This window comes from Herbiconiux oxytropis (assembly GCF_024979315.1).
Lineage (GTDB): Bacteria > Actinomycetota > Actinomycetes > Actinomycetales > Microbacteriaceae > Herbiconiux > Herbiconiux oxytropis.
The window spans coordinates 22,825-36,503 of the sequence record NZ_JANLCK010000007.1; the positions used below are offsets into that span (position 1 = coordinate 22,825).

General features: G+C 72.6%; 12 protein-coding genes. 10 read left to right on the plus strand and 2 right to left on the minus strand.

Going from position 1 to position 13,679, the window contains the following annotated elements; all coding sequences use genetic code 11:
* Positions 1-53: 53 nt before the first annotated feature.
* Positions 54-1,136 (minus strand): 2-hydroxyacid dehydrogenase, encoded by a 1,083-nt coding sequence (locus tag N1028_RS12980; protein WP_259529666.1) that lies wholly within the window; start codon positions 1,134-1,136, stop codon positions 54-56.
* A gap of 99 nt (positions 1,137-1,235) precedes the next feature.
* On the opposite strand from N1028_RS12980, the gene N1028_RS12985 reads away from it, so the two are divergent.
* The 8 genes from N1028_RS12985 (at position 1,236) to N1028_RS13020 (ending at position 10,074) form a co-directional block, all read left to right on the plus strand.
* Positions 1,236-2,414, plus strand: coding sequence for a glycerate kinase (locus N1028_RS12985; protein WP_259529668.1), 1,179 nt, complete (start codon positions 1,236-1,238; stop codon positions 2,412-2,414).
* Positions 2,415-2,616: 202 nt separating this feature from the next.
* Complete coding sequence (locus N1028_RS12990; RefSeq protein ID WP_259529670.1) at positions 2,617-4,143, plus strand: MFS transporter; 1,527 nt, start codon at positions 2,617-2,619, stop codon at positions 4,141-4,143.
* Positions 4,144-4,441: 298 nt separating this feature from the next.
* Positions 4,442-4,972, plus strand: a complete 531-nt coding sequence (locus N1028_RS12995; protein WP_259529672.1) for a hypothetical protein — start codon at positions 4,442-4,444, stop codon at positions 4,970-4,972.
* 9 nt (positions 4,973-4,981) lie between these two features.
* Positions 4,982-6,574, plus strand: a complete 1,593-nt coding sequence (locus tag N1028_RS13000) for a sugar ABC transporter ATP-binding protein (protein WP_259529674.1) — start codon at positions 4,982-4,984, stop codon at positions 6,572-6,574.
* A gap of 70 nt (positions 6,575-6,644) precedes the next feature.
* Positions 6,645-7,439 (plus strand): CPBP family intramembrane glutamic endopeptidase, encoded by a 795-nt coding sequence (locus N1028_RS13005; RefSeq protein WP_259529675.1) that lies wholly within the window; start codon positions 6,645-6,647, stop codon positions 7,437-7,439.
* A 119-nt stretch (positions 7,440-7,558) separates the two neighbouring features.
* A complete protein-coding gene (locus N1028_RS13010; RefSeq protein ID WP_259529676.1) occupies positions 7,559-8,350 on the plus strand; it encodes a phosphatase PAP2 family protein in 792 nt (263 codons plus the stop codon).
* A gap of 9 nt (positions 8,351-8,359) precedes the next feature.
* A complete protein-coding gene (gene menC / locus N1028_RS13015; protein ID WP_259529677.1) occupies positions 8,360-9,487 on the plus strand; it encodes an o-succinylbenzoate synthase in 1,128 nt (375 codons plus the stop codon).
* Positions 9,484-10,074 carry a GNAT family N-acetyltransferase gene (locus N1028_RS13020; RefSeq protein ID WP_259529678.1) on the plus strand — a complete coding sequence of 197 codons (591 nt, stop codon included), beginning with the start codon at positions 9,484-9,486 and terminating at the stop codon, positions 10,072-10,074. Before menC ends, N1028_RS13020 begins: the two co-directional genes overlap by 4 nt.
* Here N1028_RS13020 and N1028_RS13025 read toward each other — a convergent pair.
* On the minus strand, positions 10,052-10,693 hold the full coding sequence (locus tag N1028_RS13025) for a hypothetical protein (RefSeq protein WP_259529679.1): 642 nt from the start codon (positions 10,691-10,693) through the stop codon (positions 10,052-10,054). The two genes, N1028_RS13020 and N1028_RS13025, sit on opposite strands and share 23 nt — an antisense overlap.
* A 133-nt stretch (positions 10,694-10,826) precedes the next feature.
* Between N1028_RS13025 and N1028_RS13030 the strand changes: the two genes are divergently transcribed.
* A complete protein-coding gene (locus N1028_RS13030; protein WP_259529680.1) occupies positions 10,827-13,241 on the plus strand; it encodes a phosphoketolase family protein in 2,415 nt (804 codons plus the stop codon).
* Positions 13,238-13,675, plus strand: a complete 438-nt coding sequence (locus N1028_RS13035; RefSeq protein WP_259529681.1) for a DUF3151 domain-containing protein — start codon at positions 13,238-13,240, stop codon at positions 13,673-13,675. Before N1028_RS13030 ends, N1028_RS13035 begins: the two co-directional genes overlap by 4 nt.
* The last annotated feature ends 4 nt before the right edge of the window (positions 13,676-13,679 follow it).

Sequence of the window (13,679 nt, forward strand, 5' to 3'; positions counted from 1 at the left end):
GGGGGCGCATCGCCGCATCCCCGCATAGCCGCTTCGGTGCTGATGCGGGCGGGCTAGACCGGTGTGACCGGTGGAAGGCCACCGAGGACCGCGACGACGTTCTGCACCGCGAGGTCGCCCATGCGCTCGCGCGTGGCGGCGCCGGCGCTGCCGATGTGCGGCACCGCGACGACGTTCGGCAGGGCGAGGAGGCCCTGGCTGATGGCGGGCTCCCACTCGAAGACGTCGAGGCCGGCGGCGCCGATGACGCCGTCGCGGAGGGCGTCGATGAGGGCGAGCTCGTCGACGATGGGCCCGCGGGCGGTGTTGATGAGGATGGCGGAGCGCTTCATGGCCGCGAACTGCTCGGCGCCGATGAGGTGCCGGGTCTCGGAGGTGAGCGGGCAGTGCAGCGACACGACGTCGCTCTCGGCGAGCAGCTCGGCAAGCTCGACGGCGCGGATGCCCAGGGCCTCCGCCTCGGGGCCCGACGCGCGCGAGCCCGTGGCCACGATGCGCATCCCGAACGCGGCCGCCCGCCTCGCCACCGCGAAGCCGATGCGGCCGAGGCCGACGATGCCGAGGGTGGCGCCCGCGCTCACGTCGAGGCCCACGAAGAAGTCGGGCTCCCAGCGCCACTCGGCCCCGGTGCGCACGAAGCGGTCGGCCTCGACCACCCTGCGGGCGGTGGCGAGCAGGAGGGTGAAGGCGAGGTCGGCGGTGGCCTCGTCGAGCACGCCGGGGGTGTTGGTCACGGCGATGCCGCGGGCGGTGGCGGCGGGCACGTCGATGTTGTCGTAGCCCACGCCGAGGTTGGCGACGAGGCGGAGGGAGGGGCCCGCGGCGTCCATGACCTCGCCGTCGATGCGGTGGGTGACGAGGCTCACGATGGCGGAAGCGCCCGGCACGGCGGCGAGCAGGTCGTCGCGGTCGGCGGTGGAGGTGGTGACCTCCACGGGGGCGGCGGCGAGCCGGGCGGCCGCGTTCGGCGGCAGCGTGAACGTGAGGTGTGCGCGGGGGCGGCGCGCGAGGGCGGCGGCGGGGTCGGTGGCAGCGTCGGTGCCGGTGGCAGCGTCGGTGCCGGCGGGGTCGGTGGCCGCCGAGGTGGCCCCGTTGCGGGCGGCCGGGGGAACGGAGGGCGTCGTCGCATCGCTCATGACTCCACTCTGGCATCTCCGGTCGCCCGTGGGGGTCGCTGGGTGCTCGGCGACGTTCCGCGTGTTGACAAGGGGCGGGCGGCGTGAGGGGATGAGCGGGTGGCTTCTCGTGTCGTGATCGCGCCGGACTCGTTCAAGGGCACCGCCACCGCGGTCGAGGCGGCTGAGTGGCTGGCCGAGGGGTGGCTCTCGGTGTGCCCGGGCGACGACGTCGTCCGCATCCCGATGGCCGACGGCGGCGAGGGCGCTCTCGACGCTTTCGAGCTGGCGCGCCCGGATGCGCGGCGCATCCCGGTCACCGTCACCGGTCCCGACGACCGCGTGATCGAGGCGACCTGGCTGTGGCTGCCGCCGACCGCGGTGCTCAGGGGTGTGTCGGGCGCTGCCGATCGGCTCGGCGGCACCGCCGTGGTCGAGCTCGCGAGCACGAGCGGCATCACGCTGCTCGACCGGCTGCGGCCGCTCGAGGCGCACACGATCGGCTTCGGCCAGGCCATCCGCGCGGCCCTCGACGCGGGGGTCGACGAGGTGGTGCTCGCCATCGGCGGGAGCTCCTCGACCGACGGCGGGGCGGGCGCCCTCGAGGTGCTCGGGGCGAGTTTCACGGGAGACGATGGCCGTCCGGTGGCCCCGGGCAACGGAGGGCTCGCGTCGATCCGGCGCGCCGACCTCTCGACGCTCCGCGCTCTGCCGCCCGGGGGCGTCGCGGTGCTGAGCGACGTCGACAACCCCCTGCTCGGTCGCCGAGGAGCCGTGGCGGTCTTCGGGCTTCAGAAGGGGATCGAGGAGGGCCTCGCTCCCCAGGCCGAGGCCAATCTCGCGGTGTTCGCCCGGGTGCTGGCGGAGGCCACGGGCATCGACCCCGAGACCCCCGGCGCGGGCGCAGCCGGCGGCACGGGCTTCGGGCTGCTCGCGTGGGGCGCGCGACTCACCCCGGGCGCCACCGCGGTGGCCGAGCTGCTGAGGCTGCCGGAGCGACTCGCCGGCGTCGACGTCGTCATCACCGGGGAGGGCCGCTTCGACGACCAGTCCGAAGCGGGGAAGGTCCCCACCACGGTGCGCGACCTGGCGCGAGCGGCCGACGCCGGCACCTCCACGTCCGCCCCGGTGCGCGTGGCACTCGTCGCGGGGGCGATCGAGGGCCCGACCGCCTCGTTCGACGACGCCGTCGCGCTCACCGACCTGGCCGGATCCGCTGCCGCCGCCATGGCCGACCCCCGCCCCCACCTCGTGGCCGCCGGAGCAGCCCTCGCCTCGCGCGGACATCGCCACGTCTGAGCTGAAGCGGCACTGCATCCGGCTCGGAGAACAGCAGCCTCGGCGAACTCCGCGCCACACCGGACGTCGCGCACCCACGACACCGCGTGAGACGGCGTGCGGGCACGTGCGGCGCCGTGAGTGGTGGGGTTTATGCGCCCGCTGCTCCGCGGGTGGGGCGGTCCGCGCGCACGCGACGGCCGAGTGGTGACAGAGTGAGGGGATGACTGCATCGAGGCGCGCCTGGCAGGCGCTCATCGTCCTGCTGGCGGGTATGTGCATCGCCCTGCTGGACACCACCATCGTGAACGTGGCGCTGCCCTCGATCCGCACGAGCATCGACGCGAGCGAGGCGACCCTCAGCTGGATCATCTCCGGCTACGCCCTCGCCTTCGGTCTCGCACTCATCCCCGCGGGCCGGATCGGCGACCGGATCGGCCACAAGTGGGTGTTCTTCACCGGCATCGCGCTGTTCACCCTCGCGAGCCTCGCGTGCGGGCTGTCGCAGAACGACTTCCAGCTCATCGCCTCGCGCGTCGTGCAGGGGCTCGCCGGCGGCATCTTCGTGCCCGCGGTCACCGCGTACATCCAGTTGCTGTTCCCGATCAGGATGCGCGGCAAGGCCTTCGCGATCATGGGCGCCGTGATCGGCGTCTCGACCGCCCTCGGCCCCATCATCGGCGGTCTCATCATCCAGGCGTTCGGATCCGAGGAGGGCTGGCGGCTCGTCTTCGGCGTCAACCTCCCGATCGGCATCGCGACGCTCATCGCGGCGGCGATCCTCCTCCCCGGCCGGAGGGAGACGGACGAGGTGGCGGCCGAGGCCGCGCCTGCCGGTGCAGGCGCGCCTGCCGGTGCCCCCGCATCGGCTGCCCCTGCCGGCCCATCTTCCGCCCCCACCAGGGCCGGCATCGACTGGGTCGGGCTCGTCCTCGTGTCGGGTGGCCTCATCGGCCTCCTCGTCCCCCTCATCCAGGGTGAAGACGAGGGCTGGCCGCTCTGGACCTTCCTCGTCCTCGCCGCCGGCGTGCTCCTCCTCGTGGCGTTCGGCGCCTGGGAGGTCGCCTACACCAAGCGCGGCCGCCTGCCCCTCGTGCCCCCCAAGCTCTTCCGGCATCCGGCGTTCACGGGCGGAGTCGTGCTCGCCCTCGTCTACTTCGCAGCCTTCACGAGCATCTTCTTCACCATCTCGCTGCTCTGGCAGAGCGGGCTCGGCCACACGGCGCTCGAATCGGGGGCGGTCTCGATCCCCTTCGCCATCGGCTCCATCATCGGCTCCAGTCAGAGCAACCGCCTCTCCGAGCGTCTCGGCCGCACCGTGCTCATCATCGGCACGGCGGCCGTCGCGGTGGGGCTCGCCTGGGTGTGGATCGTGCTCCTCGTCACGAACCCGGCGGATCTCACCAACTGGCTCCTCCTCGCCCCGCTGTTCATCGCGGGCCTCGGCAACGGCCTCTTCATCGCCCCGAACGCCCAGTTCATCGTGGCGACTGTCGACCGGCCTGACGCGGGCGCGGCCTCCGGAGTCATCAGCGCCATGCAGCGCATCGGCAGCGCGGTGGGCATCGCGGTCATCGGCAGCGTGCTGTTCGGCACGCTCGTGGTGAACGGATCGTCGGCGGATGCCGTGGCGAGCGCGTTCGTGACCAGCTCGGCCGCGGCGATGGGCGTGAGCGTCGCGTTCGCGGTCGTCGCCTTCCTGCTCGTGTTCGCACTGCCGCGCCGCACGGCGGCCCCGGGCGGGCGCTGATCCACGGCTGCCCCGCACGGCGGACCGGGCTCCTCCTCCGGATCCGCTGTGGGCGGTTTCTCAGACAGGGGTTGCGCCCGGGCGTGTCGGGCCGCTAGTGTCGGAGACCGCGACAACACGGTCGCCCGGAGAAGGAGGAGGTGAGCACATGTTTGATTCAGATCACATCGCGCTTCCCCCGTTCTCCCACGTCGCAGGCTAGCCTCCCGCTCGCCGCGCTGCGGATGCCCTGACGGTCTTCGTCGGGCCCGCCTGGAAGCGCCTTCATCGCCCGCATCCCGCTTGAAGGAAATCAACCGTGTTCACCTCGTCCTCGCGCGCGCTCGACAGCGCGCTGCTTCGTTTCGTCCCCCCTGAATCCGTCTCGTCGGTCGACGCCCAGGCCTACGGCCGAGGGCTCGCGGCCGGCACCTATCGCCGCGAGTGGTCGTGGCTCGCCCTCCTCGATGGCGCCGTCGTGGCGCGCGGGGTGTGGTGGGGCCCCGTCGGCTCCGTGCACCCCGTGGAGCTGCGGTGCCTCGCGGTCGACGCGACCGTGCCGCATCCCGAGGTCTGGGGTGCTGCGCTCATCCGCTGCGCGCATCGGGAGTTCGCCGAGGCGGGAGCGATCCTCGCGCCCGACCTGGTCGTGGAGGTCGACTCTACCCGGCGCACCGAGCCCGACGTGGTGGCGGCGCTCGCCTGGCGGCAGGAGGCCGCTCGACAGGCGGGGCTGCCTGTCGTGACCGAGACCGTCGTCGAGTCGGCGGCTTCGCCGCTGGCGCGGGTGACGTTCTCGGCGCGTCCTCTCGTGGCCCCGGCCGCCGCCGCTCAGCCCGCCCTCCGCTAGCGTGGAGGCGTGAGCGATCCAGCGGCGACCGGGCCGGCCTTCGAGATCCCGATCGGCCCGGGCTCCACCTCCGCCCTGCGCGTGGAGCCCGGGACGATCCTCGCCGTCTGCTCTGCCTCCGCCTCCGATCTCGGGGCCCTGCTCGCCTCGGCCACCTCGCAGGTCGAACGCCAGCGCAACGCGCCCTCGCGGCAGCCGGTGCGACCTGGCCCCGCCTCGGTTGCTCGGCTCGCGGTGATCTCGGCGCGGTCGGGTGTGGCGAGCGGGTTCGACCTGATCGAGAACGTCTTCCTCGGGCGGGTGCCGCTTCGCCGTCTCGGCCCGATCCCGATCGGCATCGACACCAAGCGGATGCGCGCCGAAGCGGCCCTCGTGCTCGCCGACGTCGGCCTCGACCTGCCCCTCGAGACCCGCGGCGACCAGCTCGACGAGCTCGCCCGCCTGCGCCTCGAGCTCGCCAGAGCCCTCACCGCCGACGCCGACCTCATCGTGCTCGACGAGCCCACCGCCCTGCTCGGCGCCCCCGCTGTGCATCCGGACGCCACGGGGGACGCCGCCCGTCTCCTCGCGCTGCTCGGGCGGCTGCGCGATCGCGGGCTCGCCGTCGTCGTGCTCACCCAGCGCCCCCGCCAGGCCCTCGCCTACGCCGACTCGGTCGCCGTGCTCGCCGGGCGCCGGCAGGTGGCGCGCCACGTCGTGCCCGCCGGGGCTTCTGCCGCCGACGTCGAAGCCGTCCGTGCGGCGATCCTGCGCGACATGTTCGCCGGTGCAGACGTCGCCGGTGCAGACGTCTCCGGTGCGCCGGAGGCGTCTTTCACCGCCGCATCCGGTGCCACCTCGGCCACCTCCGACGCGCGCGGGGACCTGCTGCGGGTGCGCGGGTGGAGCGTGCACGACGTGCTGCGGCCCGAACGGCTCGTGGTCGACGACGTCTCGTTCGAGGTGGGCGCAGGCGAGATCGTGGGCGTCGCGGGCCTGCGTCGATCCGGTGCCGAGGATCTGCTGCTCAGCATCTACGGGCGCTCCGCCGGCACGGATGCCACGGGCGAGGTGAGAGTGAGCGGCACCACCGTGCAGACCGACACCGTCGAGCGCGCCATCGCCGCCGGACTCTTCTTCGCCGGCACGCCCCACCAGCGCTACCGCATGCAGCTGCTCGGCGGTTTCGCCGTGCCGGTCTCGCAGTCGAGGGTGCGCGGGCTCGCGTCGTTCGGACTGCTGAGCGACGCCTCCGAGGTGCCCTCGGACGCCGAACGCGGCACCGGCGCGAAGCTCCTCGGGGCCGTGCGCTCGCTCAGCCGGGAGGGCGATCAGGGTGCCAGGGTGCTCGGCCTGCTCGAGGCGTTCCCCGCCTCCGAGCGCCAGGTGCTCCTCCTGCTCGAGCCGTTCGATGGCGCGACCCCCGCCGAGCGCGACAGCCTGCTCGCCGCCCTCCGCACGGCGGTCGCCGGTGGCAAGGGCGCCGTGCTCGTCTCGACCGACACCGCGTTCCTCCTGGAGCACTGCGACCGCACCCTCGCGCTCGCCGAGGGCCGCCTCACCGGCACCCTCCCGCGCGGCACCTCCCTCGCCACGGCGGGCCCGCTCCTCGCCCCCCACTGACCGCTCGCGCCACCCCGGGCGCGGAGCGGACGTGCGGGGGTGGATCGGGCTGAGGCGCTAGCGTGGTGGGGTGAGCGTGCAGACGGGGCGGGTGCCGCGGTGGGGACTCGTCGACGTGGTCGCGGGGCTCCTGGGGTTCGTGCTGCTGTCGGCCCTCGTGCAGGCGCTCGTGCGGATGCCCGCCCTCGCCACCCAGCCGCAGCTCCGCTGGGCGCTCGAGCAGATCGTGGCCGGATGGCTGCCGCTCGTGGCCGTGGTGCTCATCGCGTGCTTCTGGCGGGGCCGCCGGAGCCTGGCCGCCGACTTCGGTCTGCGCTTCCAGCCCGTCGACCTCGCCATCGGACTGCTCGCCGGGCTCGTGCTGCGCGCCTCCGCCGTCGGCATCGCCGAGCTCACCCGCGCGGTCTCGGGCACCCCGAGCACGCCGTACGGCGGGGGAGTGGGCGCCGACCCGCTGTGGTTCGCGCTCACCGCGGTCGTCGCCGCCTCGATCGTGACGCCCGTCGTGGAGGAGCTCTACTTCCGAGGCCTCGTGCTCCGCTCCCTGCAGCAGGCGGTGCTCGGCACCGGCACAGGCACAGAAGAGCGTGCACCCGACCGCCACCGGCTCGCCGCCGTCGTCGCGGTCATCGGCTCGTCGCTGCTGTTCGTCGTGTTCCACCTCGACGGCGTGCCCGAGACCGCCGCCGCCGTCTCCCGGCTGATCACCCTCTTCATCGTCGGACTCGTGCTCGGCTGCCTCGCCGTGCTCACTCGACGCCTCGGCCCCTCGATCGTGACCCACATGGTGTTCAACCTCTCGGTCGCCGTGATCGACATCGTCACGAGCGCGACGTCGGCGCCGTCGGCGCCGATCCTCGGCTGACACCTGACGGCTGACACCTGACACCTGACACCTGACGGCTGACGGCTGACGGCTGACGGCTGACACCGACGGGACCAGAGCCACGGGCGTGATCCCGTACACCGGGATAGCATCACGAGATGTCCTCACCGCCGAGTCCCGCCGCCCCCGACGACCACGACCACGGCCGCCCGCCCGAAGCCCGGGTCCCCGAGGCGGCGGGCCCGGTCGAGGCCCCCGCCCCCTACAAGGTGGCGCGCCGCTGGCCGATCGTCTCCGGTGCCGTCGCGCTTCTCGTGGTGGGGCTGCTCGCCCTCGTGCTCGTGACCCGCGGACAGGGCTCGCTCCCGTTCGCCTTCGACGAGGAGTGGATGGAGGAGGTGCTCGAGAACCGCAACACCTTCTGGGAGGCACCCTCCCTCTTCATGAACTACCTCGGCGGCGGCTTCGTGGCCGTCTTCGTCATCCCGCTGCTCGTGATCGGCCTGCTCCTGCTGTTCCGCCGCCCCTGGGCCGCCCTCTACTTCCTGGCCTCGATCGTGGCGAGCGCGGCAGTGGTGCAGATCCTCAAGTCGGCGGTGGGCCGCGCCCGCCCCGAGGAGATGCTCGTGGTCTCGGACTTCGGCTCGTTCCCGTCCGGCCACGCCGCCAATGCGGCCACCCTCTCGGTGGCCCTCGGCATCGTCTTCGTGCGGGTGTGGATCTGGGTGGCCGGCTCCGTCTACACCGTGCTCATGATGGCGAGCCGCACCTACCTCGGCGCCCACTGGCTGAGCGACACCATCGGCGGTCTGCTGCTCGGCGCAGGTGTCGCCGTGCTGCTGTGGGCTCCGTTCGCCGCGCGACTCTACCGCGAACGCGGCCTACCGCATCCGCCCGTCTGGAAGCCCCGACCCGACCGCGCTCTCGAATCCGGGCCCCGCGCCCGGTAGCGTCGACCCATGAGCGCCCTCCCCGTCACCCTCGAAGCCGTCGAACTGCACCGGATCGGCATGCCGCTCGTGCGGCCCTTCGAGACGAGCTTCGGCCGCCAGACCGCCCGCGAGGTGCTGCTCGTGCGCGTGCGCACTGCCGAGGGCGAGGGCTGGGGCGAGTGCGTGGCGATGACGGATCCCTTCTACTCCCACGAGTACGTCGACGGCTGCGAGGCCGTGATCACCTCCTACCTCGCCCCGGCCCTGCTCGCGGCGCGCACCCTGAGGGCCGACGACGTGGCGGGACTCCTCCGCTTCGTGGTGGGGCACCGGATGGCGAAGGCCGCGCTCGAGACCGCCGTGCTGGATGCGCAGACACGGGCGGCCGGTCTGAGCTTCGGCGAGTTCTTCGGCGCCGTGCGGCCCGAGGTCGACTGCGGGGTCTCGGTGGGGATCTCGCCGTCGATCGACGAGCTGCTCGAGGAGGTCGCCGGCTATCGCGACGCGGGCTACCGGCGCATCAAGCTCAAGATCAAGCCCGGCTGGGACCTCGAGCCGGTGGCCGCGGTGCGCGAGCTCCTCGGCCCCGCCGCCCTGCTCCAGGTCGATGCGAACACCGCCTACACCGAGGCCGACATCGATCACCTGCGCGGCCTCGATCCGTTCGGCCTCCTGCTGATCGAGCAGCCGTTCGTGGAGGAGGACATCCGCACGCACGTGCGGCTCGCCCGCGCGATCGACACCCCCGTGTGCCTCGACGAGTCGATCACCGGGGTCGACGTCGCCATCGATGCGATCGAGCGGGATGCGACCTCCATCGTCAACATCAAGCCGGGCCGGGTGGGCGGCTACCTCGAGGCGATCCGCATCCACGACGCCTGCCTCGAACGCGACGTGCCCGTGTGGTGCGGTGGCATGCTCGAGACCGGGGTGGGCCGCGCCGCCAACGTGGCCCTCGCGGCCCTGCCGGGCTTCACCTTGCCGGGCGACACCTCCGCCTCCGACCGCTACTTCGCCGAAGACCTCACGGAGTCGTTCGTGCTCGTCGACGGCCGCCTCGCGGTTCCCGCGGGCCCGGGCTCCGGCGTGACGGTGCGCGAGGAGCTCCTCGGCGACTGGGCGCTCCGCACGCCCGTCGTGCTCTCGGTCTCGTGACGCCAGAACCTGCATCCTTCACCGTCCGCCCCTACCGGCCGGAAGACCGCGCGGCGGTCGAGCGGATCTGCCTCGAGACGGGTGACGCCGGCCGCGACGCCACACCTCTGCACCCCGACCCGCGCGAGCTGACCCACCGCTGGGCGACCCCGTACCTGCTGCTCGAGCCCGAGCATGCCTTCGTGGCGGAACGCCACGGGGTCGTGGTCGGCTACGTGCTCGGCACGGCCGACACCCGGGCCTATGTCGCCGATTTCGTCCGTGCCGACTGGGCCGATGCCGCCGGGGGATCCCCGCTCGACGACCCCGCCCGGCGCGAGCACGCCGCACATATGCTTCCCGTGGAATGCGACGACTACCCCGCCCACCTGCACATCGACCTCGGCGAAGGTGCGAGGGGTGGCGGCCTCGGCCGCCGTCTGATCGACCGCTTCGTCGAGGGCCTTCCGCCGGGCACCGGCGTGCACGTGGTGGTCGATCCCGAGAACGCCGGCGCCCTCGCGTTCTACCCCCGCATCGGCTTCGAGCGGTTGAGGCAGAGCGCCGAGGGCGTCGTGTTCGGCCTCAGCGCTCCGCAGCGGGAGTGAGCACGAGCGCCTCGGGTGACATCAGGGCGATCAGGATGAGCGCGAGCAACGCGATCACTCCCGCGATCGTGAGCCGGCCGGCCCACGGCCATCGCTCGAACCAGAAGAGGAGATCGGCGTGGTCGTGGCGCAGCTGGGTCGCGGTGATCGGATCGGGGGCCCGCCGCACGGGCACCTCGAACGCGGCGGCGACGGTCTCGATGGCCTCGTTGGTCCAGAACTCTCCGCGCATCCGCACGAGCAGCTCGCCCGTGGTGTCGACGAGGAAGAGCTGGCGGTCGGTCTCGGCGGTCACCCCGCGATAGACGTCGATCACGACCGCGGCGGCGATCCGCTTGGCCGGGATGCGGCTCTGACGGCGGAAGAAGCCGCGCTCGACGAGGCCGTCCGGGCCCAACCGGATGCTCACACCGCGCAAGAGAGCAGACCCGGCCAGGTAGAGGGCGAGCACGAACGCGAACGCGATGGCGACGCGGAGCCAGGTGCCGCGCGGAAGCGAGAACCACAGCATGGCCGCGAAGACCGGGAGGATGAGGGCCGCGGCGGCGAGGCGGGTCTGCCGGATGAGCTGCACGCGGGGACGGATCAGCATGGTCGAGCGATCGATCGGGACTCCCACGTGTCGAGGATACGGATCGCGCGGTGCTGATGCAGGCGGCCAGGTGGGGGACATCGGCGGGCCGATTACCAGCGAGCGCCCAGGCGAGCCCCCGGCCCTATGCACGGTCCGCATCCGTTCGTAGGCTGGCGGCATGACAGTCACCAGCCCTGTCCATCCCGCCGCCGCCGACCCTCGCTCGACCGTCTCCCTCGCCGCCGTCGACCTCTGGTGGCGAGCAGCCAACTACCTCTCCGTCGGCCAGATCTACCTGCTCGACGACCCCCTTCTCGAGCGCCCGCTCGCGCGCGACGACGTCAAGCCGCGCCTGCTCGGCCACTGGGGCACGACACCCGCGCTGAACTTCGTCTGGGCGCACCTGAACAAGCTCATCGTCGAACGCGAGACGAATGTGATCTACATCGCCGGCCCCGGCCACGGCGGCCCCGGCGTGGTGGCGAGCGCCTGGCTCGACGGCACCTACTCCGAGCTCTTCCCGCGCATCACGCGCGACGGCGCGGGCATGAAGAAGCTGTTCCGCCAGTTCTCGTTCCCGGGCGGCATCCCCTCCCACGCCGCTCCCGAGACCCCGGGCTCGATCAACGAGGGCGGGGAGCTCGGCTACTCGCTCGTGCACGCCTACGGAGCCGTGCTCGACAACCCCTCCCTCGTGGCCGCCTGTGTGGTGGGCGACGGCGAGGCCGAGACCGCCACGCTCGCAGCGAGCTGGCACCTCAACAAGTTCCTCGACCCGGCCAGCGATGGCGCTGTGCTGCCGATCCTGAATCTCAACGGCTACAAGATCGCCAATCCCACCCTGCTCGCGCGCATCCCCGAGGAGGAGCTGCTCGCTCTGTTCACCGGCTACGGCTACTCCGCGCGGATCGTCGCGGGTGGTTTCGACGGGGAGGATCCGGCGGCCGTGCACGAGCGGTTCGCGGCGGCGCTCGCCGAGGCGACCGACGAGATCGAGGCCATCCAGCACGCCGCTCGCGAGGGCGGAGAGACCGCCCGGCCGGCCTGGCCGATGCTCATCCTGAAGACCCCGAAGGGCTGGACGGGACCCAAGGTGGTCGACGGCCTCCCGGTCGAGAACACCTGGCGCTCGCACCAGGTGCCGCTCTCGGGCGTGCGCGACAACCCCGAGCACCTCGCCCAGCTCGAGGAGTGGCTGCGGAGCTACCGCCCCGAGGAGCTCTTCGACGCCGACGGTCGCCCCGTCGCCGGGCTCGACGCGGTGCGCCCGACCGGCACCCTCCGGATGAGCGACAACCCGCACGCCAACGGCGGACTGCTCCGCCGGGCCCTCGACCTGCCGCCGCTCGAGCCCCGCGCCGTGCCGATGGGGGAGCGGCGCGGTGCCGAGGAGGTGGAGCCCACCCGGGTGCTCGGCCGGTGGCTCCGCGACCTGATGGCCGCGAATCCCCACGACTTCCGGCTCTTCGGCCCCGACGAGGTCGAGTCGAACCGGCTGGGCGACGTCTACGAGGTCACGGGCAAGCAGTGGCAGGGTGAGGTGCTCCCCACCGACCTGCACCTCGACCGCGAGGGCCGGGTGATCGAGGTGCTGAGCGAGAACCTCGCGCAGGGCCTGCTCGAGGGCTACCTGCTCACCGGCCGGCATGGTCTGTTCACCTCGTACGAGGCCTTCATCCACGTGGTCGACTCGATGTTCAACCAGTACGCGAAGTGGCTCGAATCGGCTGCGAAAGTGGACTGGAGGCGCCCCGTCTCCTCCTTCACCTACCTTCTGTCGTCGCACGTCTGGCGGCAGGACCACAACGGCTTCTCGCACCAGGATCCCGGCTTCCTCGACCACGTCGTCAACAAGCAGGCGAGCATCGTGCGCATCTACCTGCCGCCGGACGCGAACTCCCTGCTCGTCACCGCCGAGCACTGCTTCGCCACCCGCGACCTCGTGAACGTGATCGTGGCGGGCAAGCACCCCACCGGTGCGCTGCTGAGCCTCGAGGAGGCGCGCACGCACGGGGCTCGCGGCGCGAGCGTGTGGGAGTGGGCGGGCACCGAGCGGGTGGGGGAGGAGCCCGAGGTCGTGGTCGCCTGCGCGGGCGACGTGCCGACCGTCGAGGCGGTCGCCGCCGTGCAGATCCTGCGCGAGCAGATCCCGGATCTCGGTGTGCGGTTCGTGAACGTCGTCGACCTGATGCGCCTGCAGGACGCCTCAGAGCATCCGCACGGCCTCGACGAGGCGTCGTTCGACGCCCTCTTCACACGCGACAAGCCTGTGGTGTTCGCCTTCCACGGCTACCCGTCGCTCATCCACCGGCTCACCTACCGGCGGGCGAACCACGCCAACATCCACGTGCGCGGGTTCAAGGAGATGGGCACGACCACCACGCCGTTCGACATGCTCATGCTCAACGACCTCGACCGGTTCCGGCTCGTCATGGACGTGATCCGCCGGGTGCCGCGGCTCTCGACGGCCTACGCGGGGCTGTCGCAGCGGATGGACGACGAGCGGGCGGCCCACCGCGCCTACACGCGGGAACACGGAGAGGACATGCCGGATGTCACCGGGTTCCCGGTGCTGGGTACGATGGCGGGATGAGCAACCAGAACCTCCTCGGCCCTCCCGCCACCCTCCTGCCCGATGAGCCGGAGGTGCGCGAGGCGCTCACCCGCGCCGTCGGCTTCGACGTCGACGAGGTGCTGGAGCAGACGGTGAAAGAGCACCCCACGTCGTCGCTGGCCTGGGCGACGCTGTCGGATCGGGCCTGGTCGCGGCGCGAGCCCGTGCAGGCCTACGCCTACGCTCGGGTGGGCTACCACCGTGGGCTCGACGCCCTCCGCCGGGCCGGCTGGAAGGGCCACGGCCCCGTGCCGTTCTCGCACGAGGGCAACCGCGGAGTGCTGCTCGCGCTCTACACGCTGCGCCGTGCGGCCGAGGGCATCGGCGAGACCGACGAGGTCGTGCGGCTGAGCGAGTTCCTCGAGGGCGCCGACCCCGAGGCCGTCGCCGCCATCGAGGCCGGCGAGCGCTGAGCGA